This window comes from Pseudomonas sp. C6002 (assembly GCF_013385805.1).
GTDB lineage: Bacteria > Pseudomonadota > Gammaproteobacteria > Pseudomonadales > Pseudomonadaceae > Aquipseudomonas.
Genome location: NZ_JACAPH010000021.1, coordinates 191594 through 204926, shown reverse-complemented (window position 1 = coordinate 204926; position 13333 = coordinate 191594). Strand labels below are relative to the sequence as shown.

Sequence of the window (13333 nt, the reverse complement as noted above, 5' to 3'; positions counted from 1 at the left end):
CCGCACTCCAGCGGGAGCAAGCTCCCTCGCCACAACAAGCTCCCTCGCCACAGGTTATTTCAGTGAGATTCCCCAGCCTTAAGCCCCGCCGGCAACGCCTTGGTCAACAAGATCGCCACCATGCTGATCCCCAACGCCAACCCTACAAAATGGAACGCATCGTTATAGGCCATGATCTGCGCCTGCTGATGCGCTATCTCACTCAACTTGCCCAACGCCGCCGTCTCACTGCCAAACGTCTCCGTCAGCCTGGCCATGCGCTCTGCCACCTGCGGATTGGTCGGCACAATCGCCTCACGCAGGTAATCAAAGTAGGTCTTGGTGCGTGCATCCAGTAGCGTCGCCAGCAACGCAATCCCGATCGCCCCGCCCAGGTTTCGCAGGATATTGAACAGGCTCGACGCCGACCCCGCGTCCTTCTGCATGATGTATGCCGTGGCAATCAACGAAATTGTCACCATGATCAACGGCTGCCCCAACGCACGGATGATCTGGATGCGGTTGAATTGGTCGCCGGCAAAGTCCGGGTTCAGCACCCCCGATGAGAAACTCGCCAACCCGAACAGCCCGAAACCCAGGGTGCACAGCCATTTGGGCGACACGTACTTCATCAGCTTGGGCACCAGCGGAATCAAAAACAGCTGCGGAACCCCCATCCACATGATCACTTCGCCGATTTGCAGGGCGTTGTAGTTCTGGATCTGCGCCAGGTACAGCGGCAGCAGATAAATCGAGCCATACAACCCCACGCCCATCCCCAGGCTCGAAATACTCGATAGCCCGAAATTGCGATTGCCGAGGATGCGCAGGTTGATCAGCGGGTTGGGCTTGGACATCTGCACGATCACAAAGGTGATCAGGCTGAGCAGGGCGACAGTACCCAAGCTGACAATCAGGCTGGATTCCAGCCAGTCCTTGCGATGGCCTTCTTCCAGAAACACCTGCAAACACCCAAGGCCCACGGCCATGGTGACGATGCCAAGATAGTCGGTGCTTTTGAGCAGGTCCCAGTTGGAGTCCTTTTTCTCCAGGCCGTACAGCAGCCCGGCGATCATGATCAGGCCCGGTGGGATGTTGATGTAGAAGATGTATTCCCAACCCCAGTTTTCCGTGAGCCAGCCGCCAATGGTCGGGCCGATGGACGGGGCGAAGGTGGCGGTCATGGCGAACATGGCCATGCCTTTGGCGCGGTGATGTTCGGGCAGCTTGATCAGCGTGAGGGTGAACGCCAGGGGGATCAGCGCGCCGCCGGTAAAGCCCTGCAGCGCGCGGAATACGATCATGCTTTCCAGGCTCCAGGCCATGGAGCACATCAGCGAGGCGATCAGGAACCCGCCCGAGACCCACACCGCCAGCCGACGCGCCGACAGCAGCTGCACCAGCCAGGCGGTGAGGGGGATCATGATGATTTCGGCCACAAGGTAGGAGGTGGAAATCCACGAACCTTCTTCCAGGGTGGCCGACAGCGCGCCCTGGATGTCCTTGAGGGACGAGTTGGTGATCTGGATGTCGAGCACCGCCATGAAGGCGCCGAGCATTACGCTCATCACTGCTATCCAGTCGCGCCGGCTCGGTTCGCCTACCGGCGGCAGCAGTTGATCACCGGCCATCGTGCGGGTCTTGGATGTTCACTTTGACCGTCACCGACATGCCCGGGCGGATTTTGCCTTGCAGCGGGTTGTCGGCGGCGAAGGTCAGTTTGACCGGAATCCGTTGTACGACTTTGGTGAAGTTGCCCGTGGCATTGTCCGGCGGCAGCAGGCTGAATTGCGCGCCGGAAGCGCCGAACAGGTTGGCGACGCGGCCTTCGATTGGAGTATCGCTGTAGGCGTCGAATGTCAGCTCGGCCTTTTGCCCGGGTTGCATGTGGCCGATCTGGGTTTCCTTGAAGTTGGCCTGCACCCAGATGTCCTGGTCCGGGACGATCGACAGCAGGTAGGCGCCGGCCTGTACGTATTGACCGTTGCGCGCGGCACGCTGGCCGATCAGGCCGCTGATGGGCGCGTGGATTTCGCTGCGGGTCAGGTTCAGTTCGGCCTGGGCCAGGTCGGTCCTGGCGTTGGCGATCATCGCGTCGAGGCGCTTGATCTCGGCGTTCAGGGCGTTGACCTGCTGGCGCTGGCCCTGCAGGTCGGCCTGGGCCATGGTCACCTGGGAACGGGCGATGTGGTTGTCGGCGTCGAGGGTGGTGACCCGTTCTTCGGAGACATAGCCGGGTTTGCGCAGGGTTTGTGCGCGGTTCAGGTCGATCTGCGAGCGGCCGAGGGTGGCCTGGCTGGACGAGACCTTGGCTGCACCGGCGGCGATCAGGCTGGCTTGCTGGGTCAGTTTGCTCTGGGCCTGCACGCGCTCGGCTTCGCGCATGGCCAGGGCGGCGTTGGCGCGGTCGACGGCGAGGTGGAAGTCGTCGCCTTCGAGCTTGACCAGCAGTTGGCCTTTTTCCACGTGCTCGTTGTCGCCCACCAGCACCTCGACGATGCGCGCACCCAGTTGGCTGGAGACCCGGGTGATCTCGCCCTGGACGTAGGCGTTGTCGGTGCTTTCATAAAAACGGCCCTTGAAGAACCACTGGGCGAAAAAGCCCCCGGCGATCAGGACCACGATAAACAGGAAGATAAACAGGCGGCGTTTGAGCGGGGCAGGCATGGCGATGATGTCGTCGACAAAAGGTAATGGAATATAGCCAGCGAACGGTCTGGCAAATAGCCATGTCGAGACTTGAGACCGGAGCTTGTCTCATATGCCCTTTGTTCGCCTCCCCACGCTGGAGCCCAAGGGCTTGGGGCTGTTACCATTCGCCCCTTGTTTCATTTTCAGTTTTATCGCCAATTCGAGACCCGCCATGACCACCGTCCGCACGCGCATCGCGCCATCGCCTACTGGGGATCCCCACGTAGGTACTGCTTACATCGCCTTGTTCAACTACTGCTTTGCCAAGCAGCATGGCGGTGAATTCATCCTGCGGATCGAAGATACCGATCAACTGCGCTCCACGCGCGAGTCGGAACAGCAGATTTTCGATGCCCTGCGCTGGTTGGGCATTACCTGGGCTGAAGGCCCGGACGTCGGCGGCCCCCACGGCCCGTATCGCCAGAGCGAGCGCAGCGACATCTACAAGCAGTACACCCAGCAACTGGTTGACATGGGCCATGCCTTCCCGTGCTTCTGCACCGCCGAAGAGCTGGACCAGATGCGCGCCGAGCAGCAGGCCCGTGGCGAAACCCCGCGTTATGACGGCCGCGCACTGCTGCTGTCGAAGGAAGAAGTGGCCCGGCGCCTGGCTGCCGGCGAGCCGCACGTTATCCGCATGAAGGTGCCGAGCGAAGGCGTGTGCGTGGTGCCGGACATGTTGCGCGGTGACGTCGAGATCCCGTGGGACCGCATGGACATGCAAGTGCTGATGAAGACCGACGGCCTGCCGACGTACTTCCTGGCCAACGTGGTGGACGACCACCTGATGGGCATCACCCACGTACTGCGTGGCGAAGAGTGGCTGCCATCGGCGCCGAAACTGATCCTGCTGTACGAGTACTTCGGCTGGGAACAACCGCAGCTGTGCTACATGCCGCTGCTGCGTAACCCGGACAAGAGCAAGCTGTCCAAGCGCAAGAATCCGACCTCGGTGACCTTCTACGAGCGCATGGGCTTCATGCCCGAAGCGATGCTCAACTACCTGGGCCGCATGGGCTGGTCGATGCCGGACGAGCGCGAGAAGTTCTCGTTGCAGGAAATGGTCGATAACTTCGACCTGTCCCGCGTGTCCCTGGGTGGGCCGATCTTCGACATCGAGAAACTCTCGTGGCTCAACGGCCAGTGGCTGCGTGACCTGCCGGTGGAAGAGTTCGCCAGCCGCGTGCAGAAATGGGCGTTGAACCCCGAGTACATGATGAAGATCGCGCCGCTGGTGCAGGGCAGGGTGGAGACCTTCAGCCAGGTCGCACCGTTGGCGAGTTTCTTCTTTGCCGGTGGCGTGAACCCGGACGTGAAGCTGTTTGAGTCGAAGAAACTCTCGGGTGACCAGGTTCGCCAGTTGATGCAGTTGATCCTGTGGAAGCTCGAAAGCCTGCGCCAGTGGGAGAAGGAGGCGATTACCGCGACTATCCAGGCGGTGGTTGAATCCCTGGAGCTGAAATTGCGCGATGCGATGCCGCTGATGTTTGCCGCGATCACCGGGCAGGCGAGTTCGGTGTCGGTGCTCGATGCGATGGAAATTCTGGGCCCGGACCTGACTCGCTTCCGTCTGCGCCAAGCCCTTGATTTGCTTGGTGGTGTGTCGAAGAAAGAAAACAAGGAATGGGAAAAGCTGCTGGGCGCTATCGCTTAAGCACGCTGTTGTAACGGCCAAACCCCGGTTTTCCGGGGTTTGCTCGGTAAGTGATTGTTATCTCGGCAAAAAATTTTGAAAATTGTTGAAAATAAATTTGACACGTTTCGAATACGCCATTAAGATTCGCCCCGTCCTCACCGACGAGGGGCTATAGCTCAGCTGGGAGAGCGCTTGCATGGCATGCAAGAGGTCAACGGTTCGATCCCGTTTAGCTCCACCAATTTACAGGTTCAAGGTCTGGCCACACCGTCCTTGAATTCGATCAGACTCAGCCTGATCACGTTGTATAGAAGGTTTGTGTCCCCTTCGTCTAGTGGCCTAGGACACCGCCCTTTCACGGCGGTAACAGGGGTTCGAGTCCCCTAGGGGACGCCAGTTTCAACAAGCAGTTCGAAAGGTCTGCTGCGCCGCGAGGCGAAAAATCCGGGGCTATAGCTCAGCTGGGAGAGCGCTTGCATGGCATGCAAGAGGTCAACGGTTCGATCCCGTTTAGCTCCACCAATTTACAGGTTCAAGGTCTGGCCACACCGTCCTTGAATTCGATCAGTTCTCAGCGCTGATCAGTTGTACAGAAGGTTTGTGTCCCCTTCGTCTAGTGGCCTAGGACACCGCCCTTTCACGGCGGTAACAGGGGTTCGAGTCCCCTAGGGGACGCCACGATTACCCGCTCTGCGGGATTTTTAAGGGTCATTCAATTATTGAATGGCCCTTTTGTTTGTCTGGCGTTTGGCCAACCCTCCTTCCTTTTTCCCTGAATGTTCTTCTGACCAATGGTCATGCCTGTGGCTTGCGAAATATTATTATGGTAATAATATTCGAAGCATGAGATTCGGAGGCAACGATGAACGATAAAAAAGCGCAAACCCGCGAACGCATTCTGCAAGCTGCCGGCGCCGCCCTGGTACAACGCGGCCCGGCCGAGCCGAGTGTGGGCGAAGTCATGGGCGCGGCGGGGCTTACCGTCGGCGGTTTCTACGCGCACTTTGAAAGCAAGGACGCACTGATGCTGGAGGCCTTCACCGAGTTGCTGGCCCGGCGTCGCGCCGCCGTCGATGACATGGACTCCTCGCTGACCGGTGAAGAGCGTCGCGCGCTGGTCGCAGCGTTCTACCTGTCGCGTAAACACCGTGACTCCACCAGCCAGGCGTGCCCGATCCCGTCCACCGTGGGCGAGATGAGCCGCCTGCCGGACGAATTTCGCCAGGCCTTGAACGAACACTGCGAACTGATGGCAGCACGGCTGGCCGCCAGCCCGGAAGACACCGACAAGGCCCTGGCCGACATGGCGCTGATGATCGGCGGCTTGTCGCTGGCCCGCGCCCTGGGCCCGGGTGAGTTATCGGATCGTGTATTGCGTGCGGCCAAGTCCGCAGTGCGTTAAGAACGGCTTCTGGCCTGGGGGATGAGCGATGGGCACGTTGAAATGGATTCGTGGCGTCAATGGCACCTTGGGCCGGCTGGCGCCGCAAACGGTGGCCAGCAAGATGCGTCGGGTGTTCATGACGCCTCGCGATTTGCCGCCCCGTGATTGGGAGCTGCCGCTGCTGGCGCAGTCCGAGCGCATCACTTTGCGTTTCGGCCTGTCGGCGCTGAAGTGGGGCCAGGGCCCTGCGGTGCTGTTGATGCACGGCTGGGAAGGGCGCCCAACGCAATTCGCCAGCCTGATCAGCGCATTGGTGGAGGCGGGTTATTCGGTGGTTGCGCTGGATGGTCCGGCTCACGGGCGTTCGCCGGGGCGCGAAGCCCATGTGCTGCTGTTTGCCCGTGCCATGCTGGAAGCGGCTGCCGAACTGCCACCGCTGCATGCGGTTGTCGGTCACTCCATGGGTGGGGCCAGCGCGATGTTGGCGGTGCAGTTGGGCTTGCGCACCAAGGCGTTGGTCAGCATCGCCGCACCCTCGCGGTTTCTCGACGTACTGCGCGGCTTTGCCGGCATGGTCGGTTTGCCGGCGCGAGCGCGTTCGGCGTTTATCCAGGAGGTCGAGCTGACGATGGGCATGCCTCTCAAGCACCTCGATGTCGCCCACTATCAAATGAATATCCCGGGCCTGATCGTGCATGCCGAAGACGATACCTTCGTCTCGGTCAAGGCTTGCCAGGTCATCCATGACGCCTGGTTCGACAGCCGCCTGCTGCGCCTGGAGCAGGGCGGGCACCAGAAAGTGCTGGCGGATCCGCGTGTGATCGAAGGCGTGCTGGCGCTGCTGGCCGGCCGCCACGTGCCGGAGCGCCAAACCGCCTGAGCCATGGGTTACACTGCTCGCCGCCGACATTAATCGACCGGGAGCACCCCATGGGCTGGGATTTGGCAACGCCGTTTATCATCGATCTGCAGGTCGGTGCCGACGACATCGACGGTCTGGGGCACGCCAACAACGCCGTTTACGTGTCCTGGCTCGAACGCTGCGCCTGGCGCCATTCCCAGCGCCTGGGGCTGGACCTTAGCGAGTACCGCAGGCTGGATCGCGCGATGGCCGTGGTGCGTCATGAGATCGATTACCTCGCCGCCGGTTACGAGGGCGATGAGCTGCAGTTGGCGACCTGGATCGTCGACTGGGACCAGCGCCTGAAAATGACCCGACGCTTCCAGCTGGTACGCCCGCGTGATGGCGCTACCTTGCTGCGAGCGCAAACCACCTTTGTCTGCATCGAACTGTCCAGCGGCAAGCCCAAGCGCATGCCGTCGGAATTTCTTGAGGGTTATGGCCCTGCGCTGCAAGGCGAATTACCTGCCAGCGTCTGAAACCAGTAAACTGCGCCACGTTTTTGGTTGAGTGTTTTCCATGCAAATTGCTTTGGCGCCCATGGAGGGGTTGGTCGACAACATCCTGCGGGACGTGCTGACCCGGGTCGGTGGTATTGATTGGTGCGTGACCGAGTTCATCCGGGTCAACGACCGCCTGCTGACGCCTGCCTATTTCCACAAACTCGCCCCTGAGTTGCTGCACGGTGCCAAGACCGCTGCCGGCGTGCCGCTGCGTGTGCAGTTACTCGGTTCAGACCCGGTGTGTTTGGCGGAAAACGCCGCCCTGGCGTGTGAGCTGGGCTCTCAGGTGGTTGACCTCAACTTCGGTTGCCCGGCCAAGACCGTGAACAAGTCCCGTGGCGGTGCGGTGCTGCTCAAGGAGCCGGAGCTGCTTAACCAGATCGTCGAACACGTACGGCGTGCGGTGCCGGCGCATATTCCCGTCACGGCCAAGATGCGCCTGGGCTTCGACAGCCCCGACGGTGCCCTGGTGTGCGCCACGGCCCTGGCCGAAGGCGGCGCAGCGCATATCGTGGTGCATGCCCGCACCAAGGCTGATGGCTACAAACCTCCGGCGCACTGGGAGTGGATCCCGCGTGTGCAAGAGGTGGTCAAGGTGCCAGTGTTCGCCAACGGTGATATCTGGAGCGTTGAAGACTGGCGGCGGTGTCGCGAAATCAGTGGTGTCGAAGACATCATGCTCGGTCGCGGTCTGGTGGCTCGTCCCGACCTGGCCCGGCAGATTGCTGCCGCGCGGGCCGGGGAAGAGGTGGTCGAGATGACTTGGGCGCAGATGCAACCCATGCTCCAGGAATTCTGGCGGCAATCCGTTGAGCAATTGACCGAGCGCCAGGCGCCGGGACGCTTGAAGCAATGGCTGGCGATGCTGACCCGCAACTATCCCGAAGCAGTTGAACTATTTACGCTGATGCGGCGGGAAACCGACCTGGAGCAGGTAGGACGATTGTTAGGGGTGCCTGATTCGGTTGCGCTGCAAAATTGAGTACATATATATAAGCGTTTCAATCCAGTAGGAAAGGGTGCCGTGGGCGCCCTTTTTTTTGCTTGAAATAAGGCCGCGGATCGTTAACAGCGAGTGTTTGTGGGCACGTGACTAGAGCTTTTTGATTGCTTTATATATGTGAGCAAGTTTCTTGTTTGCTACAGAGTCTTGCGGTGTCAGCGGCGCATATTTTTAAGTTTTGTTAGTTGGAGTATGAGGGGCGCGCGCAATAACACAGATATGAATGACTGGCGTGGGTGAGTGATTTCATCAATTTGCCTTAACGGCTGACTGTTGCCTGATATATCCATTTTGCCCACGGCGACCACCGGGTAAGCATGATGTTTTACGGAAAGTCCATAGGATAAAGTCTCTATTTTCATTTGATTTCCTTATGTGAAGGCCGATTTTCGGAACCCGATGCTCGCAACACCCACGAAAGTAGGGAGTGTGCAGCACTCGGGTTTGTTTCCAGTCCAGAACCTGGACGGTCTGTTTGCAGACCGCTGAAGGAGTTTTGGCAATCACTGAATAAGGATTTGTTTATGTCTAATTTGTCGGTCAATAATTTCCCTCGCTTGACTAATGACTTCAATCAGCAGAATGCAGACCTGCCAAAGTCTGTCGACAAGAGCGCCGGCGAAATCCGGGCAAATACGCCCGGCACAGTATTGAAAAACAATCCCGCCGTGGTGACGGATGGAACCGTCACCTTCAACAAGGATGCACTCGAGAAGTTGTTCGAGTTGTTTGAATATGCATTCAAGGCCATACGGAACATGCTGTCCGGGCAGGGGAGGATGCCCAAGTTGGTACCCGATGCTGGCCCGCTGCCTAAACCCGAAAAGAGTAGCGATACTCCGGTGAAGGATAAGGCGGACAGTAAATCGAATGTGCCGGACACTGCGGCCAAGAACAAGGCGGGGACTGACTCGCAAGTGCCGAACACTGTAGCCAAGGACAAAGCCGAGACCAACTCGCCGGTATTGAACACTGCACTCAAGGACAAGTCCGGGACCAATCCTGAGGTGTCGGTACAGAAAGACAAGCCAGCAAACAATCCAGCGGTCCCGAGTTCCGAGGTTAAGGTAACGCCTAAACCCCTGCCAGAGCCCCGCAGGCCAGACCTCGCATCGGGCAAGGACGTGCAGCCGAACGCCCGGAGCAGTTCCGACGTGAACGTCACGGTCCAAGTGATGAACTGCCATTGCCCTCACCCGGATGCAACGAAGCCGGTCCCGCCGAAGGCCGACGTGCCGGTTCCGCCGAAGCCCGATGCACCGGTCCCGCCTAAGCCTGATGCACCGGTTCCGCCGAAGCCCGATGCACCGGTCCCGCCGAAGCCAGACGTGCCGGTTCCGCCGAAGCCCGATGCACCGGTCCCGCCGAAGCCGGACGTGCCGGTCCCGCCTAAGCCCGATGCACCGGTTCCGCCGAAGCCAGACGTGCCAGTCCCACCGAAGCCCGATGCACCGGTCCCGCCGAAGCCAGACGCTCCGGTCCCACCGAAGCCGGATGCGCCTAAACCAGATGCTCCGAAGCCGGATAAGCCGGAGCCGGACATCACTTCGCCAGGGCCGTCTGAGGATTTCTTTGAGTTCGAAACCAGCGGCAGGCGTCGAGCGTTCGACAACGACTGGCGGTTTAATCCCGGCCGCCGGATAAGCAGGTAAGTCGGCCACTTCCTCAGTTTTTTTCAACAAGGCGCTCCCGATCAAAAACGTCGGGGGGCCCTTGATGAAGGATGGTTATATGTCTTGTTCAGAAATCAATAATGCGGGCGCGGTCAGAAACTATTATCAACATTCGCAAACCGGCAACACACCAGGACGATCGGTTCCCGTGCAGCCGGTATTCGTTAATAACCAAGTCCTCTCATCGTTCGGTAATAACGATCAAAGTACCGTTGGAAACACAGCCAGCGACACCCCGCTGTTAGCAAAGCTCCTCGAACTGTTCACCCAGTTTTTTACACAGTTGCAAGGCCTGCTGGCGGGCAAGGAACTGGCGAATACAGTGGCGACCAAGGTAACGCCTGCGCCCCCGCCGGCAGTGCTGCCCAAGCCGGATGCACCCCTGCCGGATCCAACACCGCAGCCGCTTCCTGATCTGTCCGATAAGCGCAACGGCGCCAAGCCGGCAAATATATGGAACGGTTTTCGCCAGGGCCCTGACGGTAATTGCGTGACCATTTCGGCGATCAAGGCGGCGATGGCGAAGTTCGGTCAAAGCCCGACCGATATCTTCAAGTCTGTTCAAGCCAAGGGTGATGGCTATCACGTTGTCATGCGTGACGGGTACGCGCTGGATTTGAGCAAGGATGAATTGGCCCAGGCCAGGCGTGGCTCGAAGTTTGTCCCGATGCGCGATCCCGGCATGCTCAAGGATGCGCACTTTCTATTTGCCGTCAGCGCCAAGCGAGCGATGCTGGAAAACAATGACGGGACTGCAGGCAGGAGCTTTCAATCCGCGATAAACAGCCTCAACGACGGTGAGGACGAAACGGGGCCCGGGGAAGGCTTCAAGCGTCTGGGCTTGCGCCAGCATATGAAAGAAGTTCCGGTCAGTGCGTTTGCTGATAAATCATTGATCGGTATGGTCAACAGGAGCAGGCACTCTGTAGCAGTGGTTGATGGGTGTGAGGAGATGTATGGGACTAAAGCGGGAAGACCGCGGTTTGGACGGGCTATTGCATTGGTTGGCTAACGGGCCGTCCATAAAACAATAAGAAGATGATCGTTGCTGCGCAACACGTTAAATCTATAACTAGATCTTGTTGAACTTATTATCTGACTGAGTGCAGTTCATCGCGTGCAGAAAATACTGTATGCCGTGTTCATGCACTTTCTTTTTATGCCTGAACGCAACGTGCAGGTGGCAGCGTTTACCACGGGCTATTGTGTGTTCGCCCTTTAAAGGAGTGCTCCATGATTACGATGAATACGGGTTATGCAATGAGTACGGCGGTCCATCATCCGGCGCGTGTATACGGGGGCGAAAATAAATCCGTCGACAGTGTAAGTACTTTGAATTCTACCGAGCGACAGTTCGGTGAGCATTTTGATACGAGCAGCCATTCTGCTGTTATCCAGATGATGATATCGACCTTCGGTCCTGCGCGCGCCTATCTATTTGATGAAGTAAAGCGCGTTGGCTCGGGGTATGACGTTACGCTGAAAGACGGTTATAAGTTGCATGTTGCCGATCATGAAGTGCATGGCACTGCCTCAGCGTCGAGATTTGTCGGTGGTGATGCCAGTACAGTGGAAAACGCGAATTTCGCATTGGCTGTCTTCGTCAAGCGCAAACAAATGTCCAGTTCCGACAGCCGTATCAGCAGCAGCTTTAACGCGGCCTTGACCACGTCCTTACAGGGTGAGACTGCATCGAACCTGCTCAAGGGCATGGGCATGGGCCGTTTTATGCAGCAGATCCCTTCGGAGCAACTCGTCGGCAAGAACTCCGTCGGCGTCATGGAGGCGCATAACTTCGGTGCCGCGTTGATTCGGGATGGGGTGGCGCATCGGTTTGACCGTCAATATCGCCCCGACCGTCCCTACGTCTACGTGCTGGACAAGGAGGGGCAAACGGCTAAGCCGGTCAAGCGGGATGTGCCGGTTGCTCCGGTCGATGTTCCCCTCGTCGATACGCCGTCCACCCGGCGTGGCCGCAAGCCCGTTGACATTCTCAGCGGATTTAACGCGGCCGAGCGAGGATTCGGTGAGGTTGTTGATGGCAGCAGCCATGCCTGCGTCATAAAAATGATGATGATGAGGTTTGGTCCAGACGCCACGGATATGCTCGAGAAAGTCACCCCGGCGGGAGACGGTTATGACATCACGATGAAGGACGGTTTCGAACTGCATTTTTCCCGGCAAGAGTTGCAGCAAGCGACCACGGCCTCGCGTTTCGCTGGGAACAACCCCGACGCGGTGAAGCAGGCCAACTTCATGCTGGCGGCGTACACGAAGCGCAAGCAGATGACACGCGGTGACCAGGACCCTGGGGCATCGTTTGAAAAGGTTTTATCGAACACGCTCAAAGGCGATACGGAATACCGCGTGTTGAAGGGCTTGGGCATGACTGGCTTCTTGCGCATCGTGCCACCCGCCAAGATGCAGGAGCAGGGCGCGGTCGGGGTGGTCAGTACTTTTGGCTATTCGAGTGCCTTGGTACTGGATGGCCTGCAGCACAGCAATGGTGACAAGCCATCGATCGTCAAATCTTATGGCTACATGCTCGCCGAGGAGGTACCGGACGGAGTACCCGTTGGTTCAAGCTTGCGGCCCCTGCCTATTTCCAATGTGCCGGTCGGGGTCAAGCCTGGGGATATCTGGCGTGGATTCTATCAAGGCGTCGAGGGGAACTGTGTCACGGTATCGGCGATCAAGGCGGCGATGATGAAGTATGGGCAAAGTCCCCGGGGCATCTATAAAAACATCACCGAGACCCGCGACGGTTACACCGTGACGATGCGCGATTCCAGCAAGGTCAGCTTGACCCATGCAGAACTGAAAACAGCCCGGGAACACTCGAATTTCAAAGGCACCGACGCCGGCCTGCTCAAGGATGCGAATTTCCTGTACGCCGTCAGCGCCAAGCGGGCGCAAATGGAGAACCACGAGTTTCGTGCCGGCGAGAGCTTTGAAGCGGCGATGAGTACGCTCAATGATGGCGAGACCCCCGGTGATGCACTGCGGCGCCTGGGTTTGTTCGCCTTTACCCGAAGCAGCAGCGTCCAGGCGCTGGCAGATGGTGCAACCGGCACGTTGGCGAACTTCATGCATTCTGTTGTCGTCGTTGATGGGGCTTTTGATGATTACGGGTATAAACACCCACTGAAATCATCAAGCTGGATGGATGAAGAGGGCACCGCGCTAACGCTGGTTTAGGTTCAAAGGTGCAAAGTTTGAGAAACACAGGCCACGAGATCTCGTGGTCTTTTTTCTGCGCGCAGAAAAGACAAGTCCGATGGTGGCCGGCTGCATATGCCTTGCAATCTGTGTCCGCATACGTAGTTGGCCTCGGCTACTCTCATCGACTCTTGGAACCTCCTGGTCATGGATGAAACTCAACAGCATTGGCTGTATGCCCTGTCTGCTCCCATGGTGTCCATCAACCCTGGCGCCGGTTATCTCGAGGCGCCGCCTAGCAGCGCCGGGGAGTGCTTTGCATCCTGCATGGTAGGTGTGCCCGAAAATGGAAAGCACTTGAACCTACAGGCTCAAAAAGCAGCTGCCCATCAGGAAAATCCGGT

General features: G+C 58.6%; 11 protein-coding genes and 4 tRNA genes. 12 read left to right on the top strand and 3 right to left on the bottom strand.

What is annotated here, in order from left to right; all coding sequences use genetic code 11:
* Positions 1 to 59: 59 nt before the first annotated feature.
* Both HX817_RS14865 and HX817_RS14860 read right to left on the bottom strand, forming a co-directional pair.
* Complete coding sequence (locus tag HX817_RS14865) at positions 60 to 1550, bottom strand: MDR family MFS transporter (RefSeq protein WP_177040542.1); 1491 nt, start codon at positions 1548 to 1550, stop codon at positions 60 to 62.
* Between the two features lie 49 nt (positions 1551 to 1599).
* Complete coding sequence (locus HX817_RS14860) at positions 1600 to 2646, bottom strand: HlyD family secretion protein (protein WP_177040488.1); 1047 nt, start codon at positions 2644 to 2646, stop codon at positions 1600 to 1602.
* A gap of 196 nt (positions 2647 to 2842) precedes the next feature.
* Here HX817_RS14860 and gltX point away from each other — a divergent pair, with 196 nt between their 5' ends.
* The 9 genes from gltX (at position 2843) to HX817_RS14815 (ending at position 8076) form a co-directional block, all read left to right on the top strand.
* On the top strand, positions 2843 to 4324 hold the full coding sequence (gene gltX / locus HX817_RS14855) for a glutamate--tRNA ligase (RefSeq protein WP_177040487.1): 1482 nt from the start codon (positions 2843 to 2845) through the stop codon (positions 4322 to 4324).
* Between the two features lie 147 nt (positions 4325 to 4471).
* Positions 4472 to 4547, top strand: a tRNA-Ala gene (locus tag HX817_RS14850).
* 79 nt (positions 4548 to 4626) lie between these two features.
* A tRNA-Glu gene (locus HX817_RS14845) sits at positions 4627 to 4702 on the top strand.
* 50 nt (positions 4703 to 4752) lie between these two features.
* Positions 4753 to 4828 (top strand) — tRNA-Ala (locus HX817_RS14840).
* Between the two features lie 80 nt (positions 4829 to 4908).
* Positions 4909 to 4984 (top strand) — tRNA-Glu (locus tag HX817_RS14835).
* Between the two features lie 184 nt (positions 4985 to 5168).
* Positions 5169 to 5708 carry a TetR/AcrR family transcriptional regulator gene (locus HX817_RS14830; RefSeq protein ID WP_177040486.1) on the top strand — a complete coding sequence of 180 codons (540 nt, stop codon included), beginning with the start codon at positions 5169 to 5171 and terminating at the stop codon, positions 5706 to 5708.
* A 28-nt stretch (positions 5709 to 5736) separates the two neighbouring features.
* Positions 5737 to 6570 (top strand): alpha/beta hydrolase, encoded by an 834-nt coding sequence (locus HX817_RS14825; protein ID WP_003214459.1) that lies wholly within the window; start codon positions 5737 to 5739, stop codon positions 6568 to 6570.
* Positions 6571 to 6620: 50 nt separating this feature from the next.
* Positions 6621 to 7070 carry a thioesterase family protein gene (locus tag HX817_RS14820; RefSeq protein WP_003214456.1) on the top strand — a complete coding sequence of 150 codons (450 nt, stop codon included), beginning with the start codon at positions 6621 to 6623 and terminating at the stop codon, positions 7068 to 7070.
* Between the two features lie 40 nt (positions 7071 to 7110).
* Positions 7111 to 8076 carry a tRNA-dihydrouridine synthase gene (locus HX817_RS14815; RefSeq protein ID WP_003214454.1) on the top strand — a complete coding sequence of 322 codons (966 nt, stop codon included), beginning with the start codon at positions 7111 to 7113 and terminating at the stop codon, positions 8074 to 8076.
* 176 nt (positions 8077 to 8252) lie between these two features.
* On the opposite strand, the gene HX817_RS14810 is transcribed toward HX817_RS14815, so the two are convergent.
* A complete protein-coding gene (locus tag HX817_RS14810; RefSeq protein WP_134326072.1) occupies positions 8253 to 8459 on the bottom strand; it encodes a hypothetical protein in 207 nt (68 codons plus the stop codon).
* A 162-nt stretch (positions 8460 to 8621) separates the two neighbouring features.
* Between HX817_RS14810 and HX817_RS14805 the strand changes: the two genes are divergently transcribed.
* The 3 genes from HX817_RS14805 to HX817_RS14795 all read left to right on the top strand — a co-directional run bounded on the left by HX817_RS14805 (position 8622) and on the right by HX817_RS14795 (position 12968).
* Complete coding sequence (locus HX817_RS14805) at positions 8622 to 9749, top strand: adhesin (protein WP_177040485.1); 1128 nt, start codon at positions 8622 to 8624, stop codon at positions 9747 to 9749.
* Between the two features lie 79 nt (positions 9750 to 9828).
* Entirely contained in the window at positions 9829 to 10782 is a 954-nt protein-coding gene (locus HX817_RS14800; protein ID WP_218170385.1) for a hypothetical protein, read from the top strand.
* A 221-nt stretch (positions 10783 to 11003) separates the two neighbouring features.
* Complete coding sequence (locus tag HX817_RS14795) at positions 11004 to 12968, top strand: hypothetical protein (RefSeq protein WP_177040484.1); 1965 nt, start codon at positions 11004 to 11006, stop codon at positions 12966 to 12968.
* Positions 12969 to 13333 lie beyond the last annotated feature (365 nt).

What these genes read in the sequence shown, in the direction of transcription:
- HX817_RS14860 (WP_177040488.1), bottom strand. Translation starts at nt 2,646, where the DNA reads ATGCCTGCCCCGCTCAAACGCCGCCTGTTTATCTTCCTGTTTATCGTG.
- gltX (WP_177040487.1), top strand. Translation starts at nt 2,843, where the DNA reads ATGACCACCGTCCGCACGCGCATCGCGCCATCGCCTACTGGGGATCCC.
- HX817_RS14830 (WP_177040486.1), top strand. Translation starts at nt 5,169, where the DNA reads ATGAACGATAAAAAAGCGCAAACCCGCGAACGCATTCTGCAAGCTGCC.
- HX817_RS14825 (WP_003214459.1), top strand. Translation starts at nt 5,737, where the DNA reads ATGGGCACGTTGAAATGGATTCGTGGCGTCAATGGCACCTTGGGCCGG.
- HX817_RS14820 (WP_003214456.1), top strand. Translation starts at nt 6,621, where the DNA reads ATGGGCTGGGATTTGGCAACGCCGTTTATCATCGATCTGCAGGTCGGT.
- HX817_RS14815 (WP_003214454.1), top strand. Translation starts at nt 7,111, where the DNA reads ATGCAAATTGCTTTGGCGCCCATGGAGGGGTTGGTCGACAACATCCTG.
- HX817_RS14810 (WP_134326072.1), bottom strand. Translation starts at nt 8,459, where the DNA reads ATGAAAATAGAGACTTTATCCTATGGACTTTCCGTAAAACATCATGCT.
- HX817_RS14805 (WP_177040485.1), top strand. Translation starts at nt 8,622, where the DNA reads ATGTCTAATTTGTCGGTCAATAATTTCCCTCGCTTGACTAATGACTTC.
- HX817_RS14800 (WP_218170385.1), top strand. Translation starts at nt 9,829, where the DNA reads ATGTCTTGTTCAGAAATCAATAATGCGGGCGCGGTCAGAAACTATTAT.
- HX817_RS14795 (WP_177040484.1), top strand. Translation starts at nt 11,004, where the DNA reads ATGATTACGATGAATACGGGTTATGCAATGAGTACGGCGGTCCATCAT.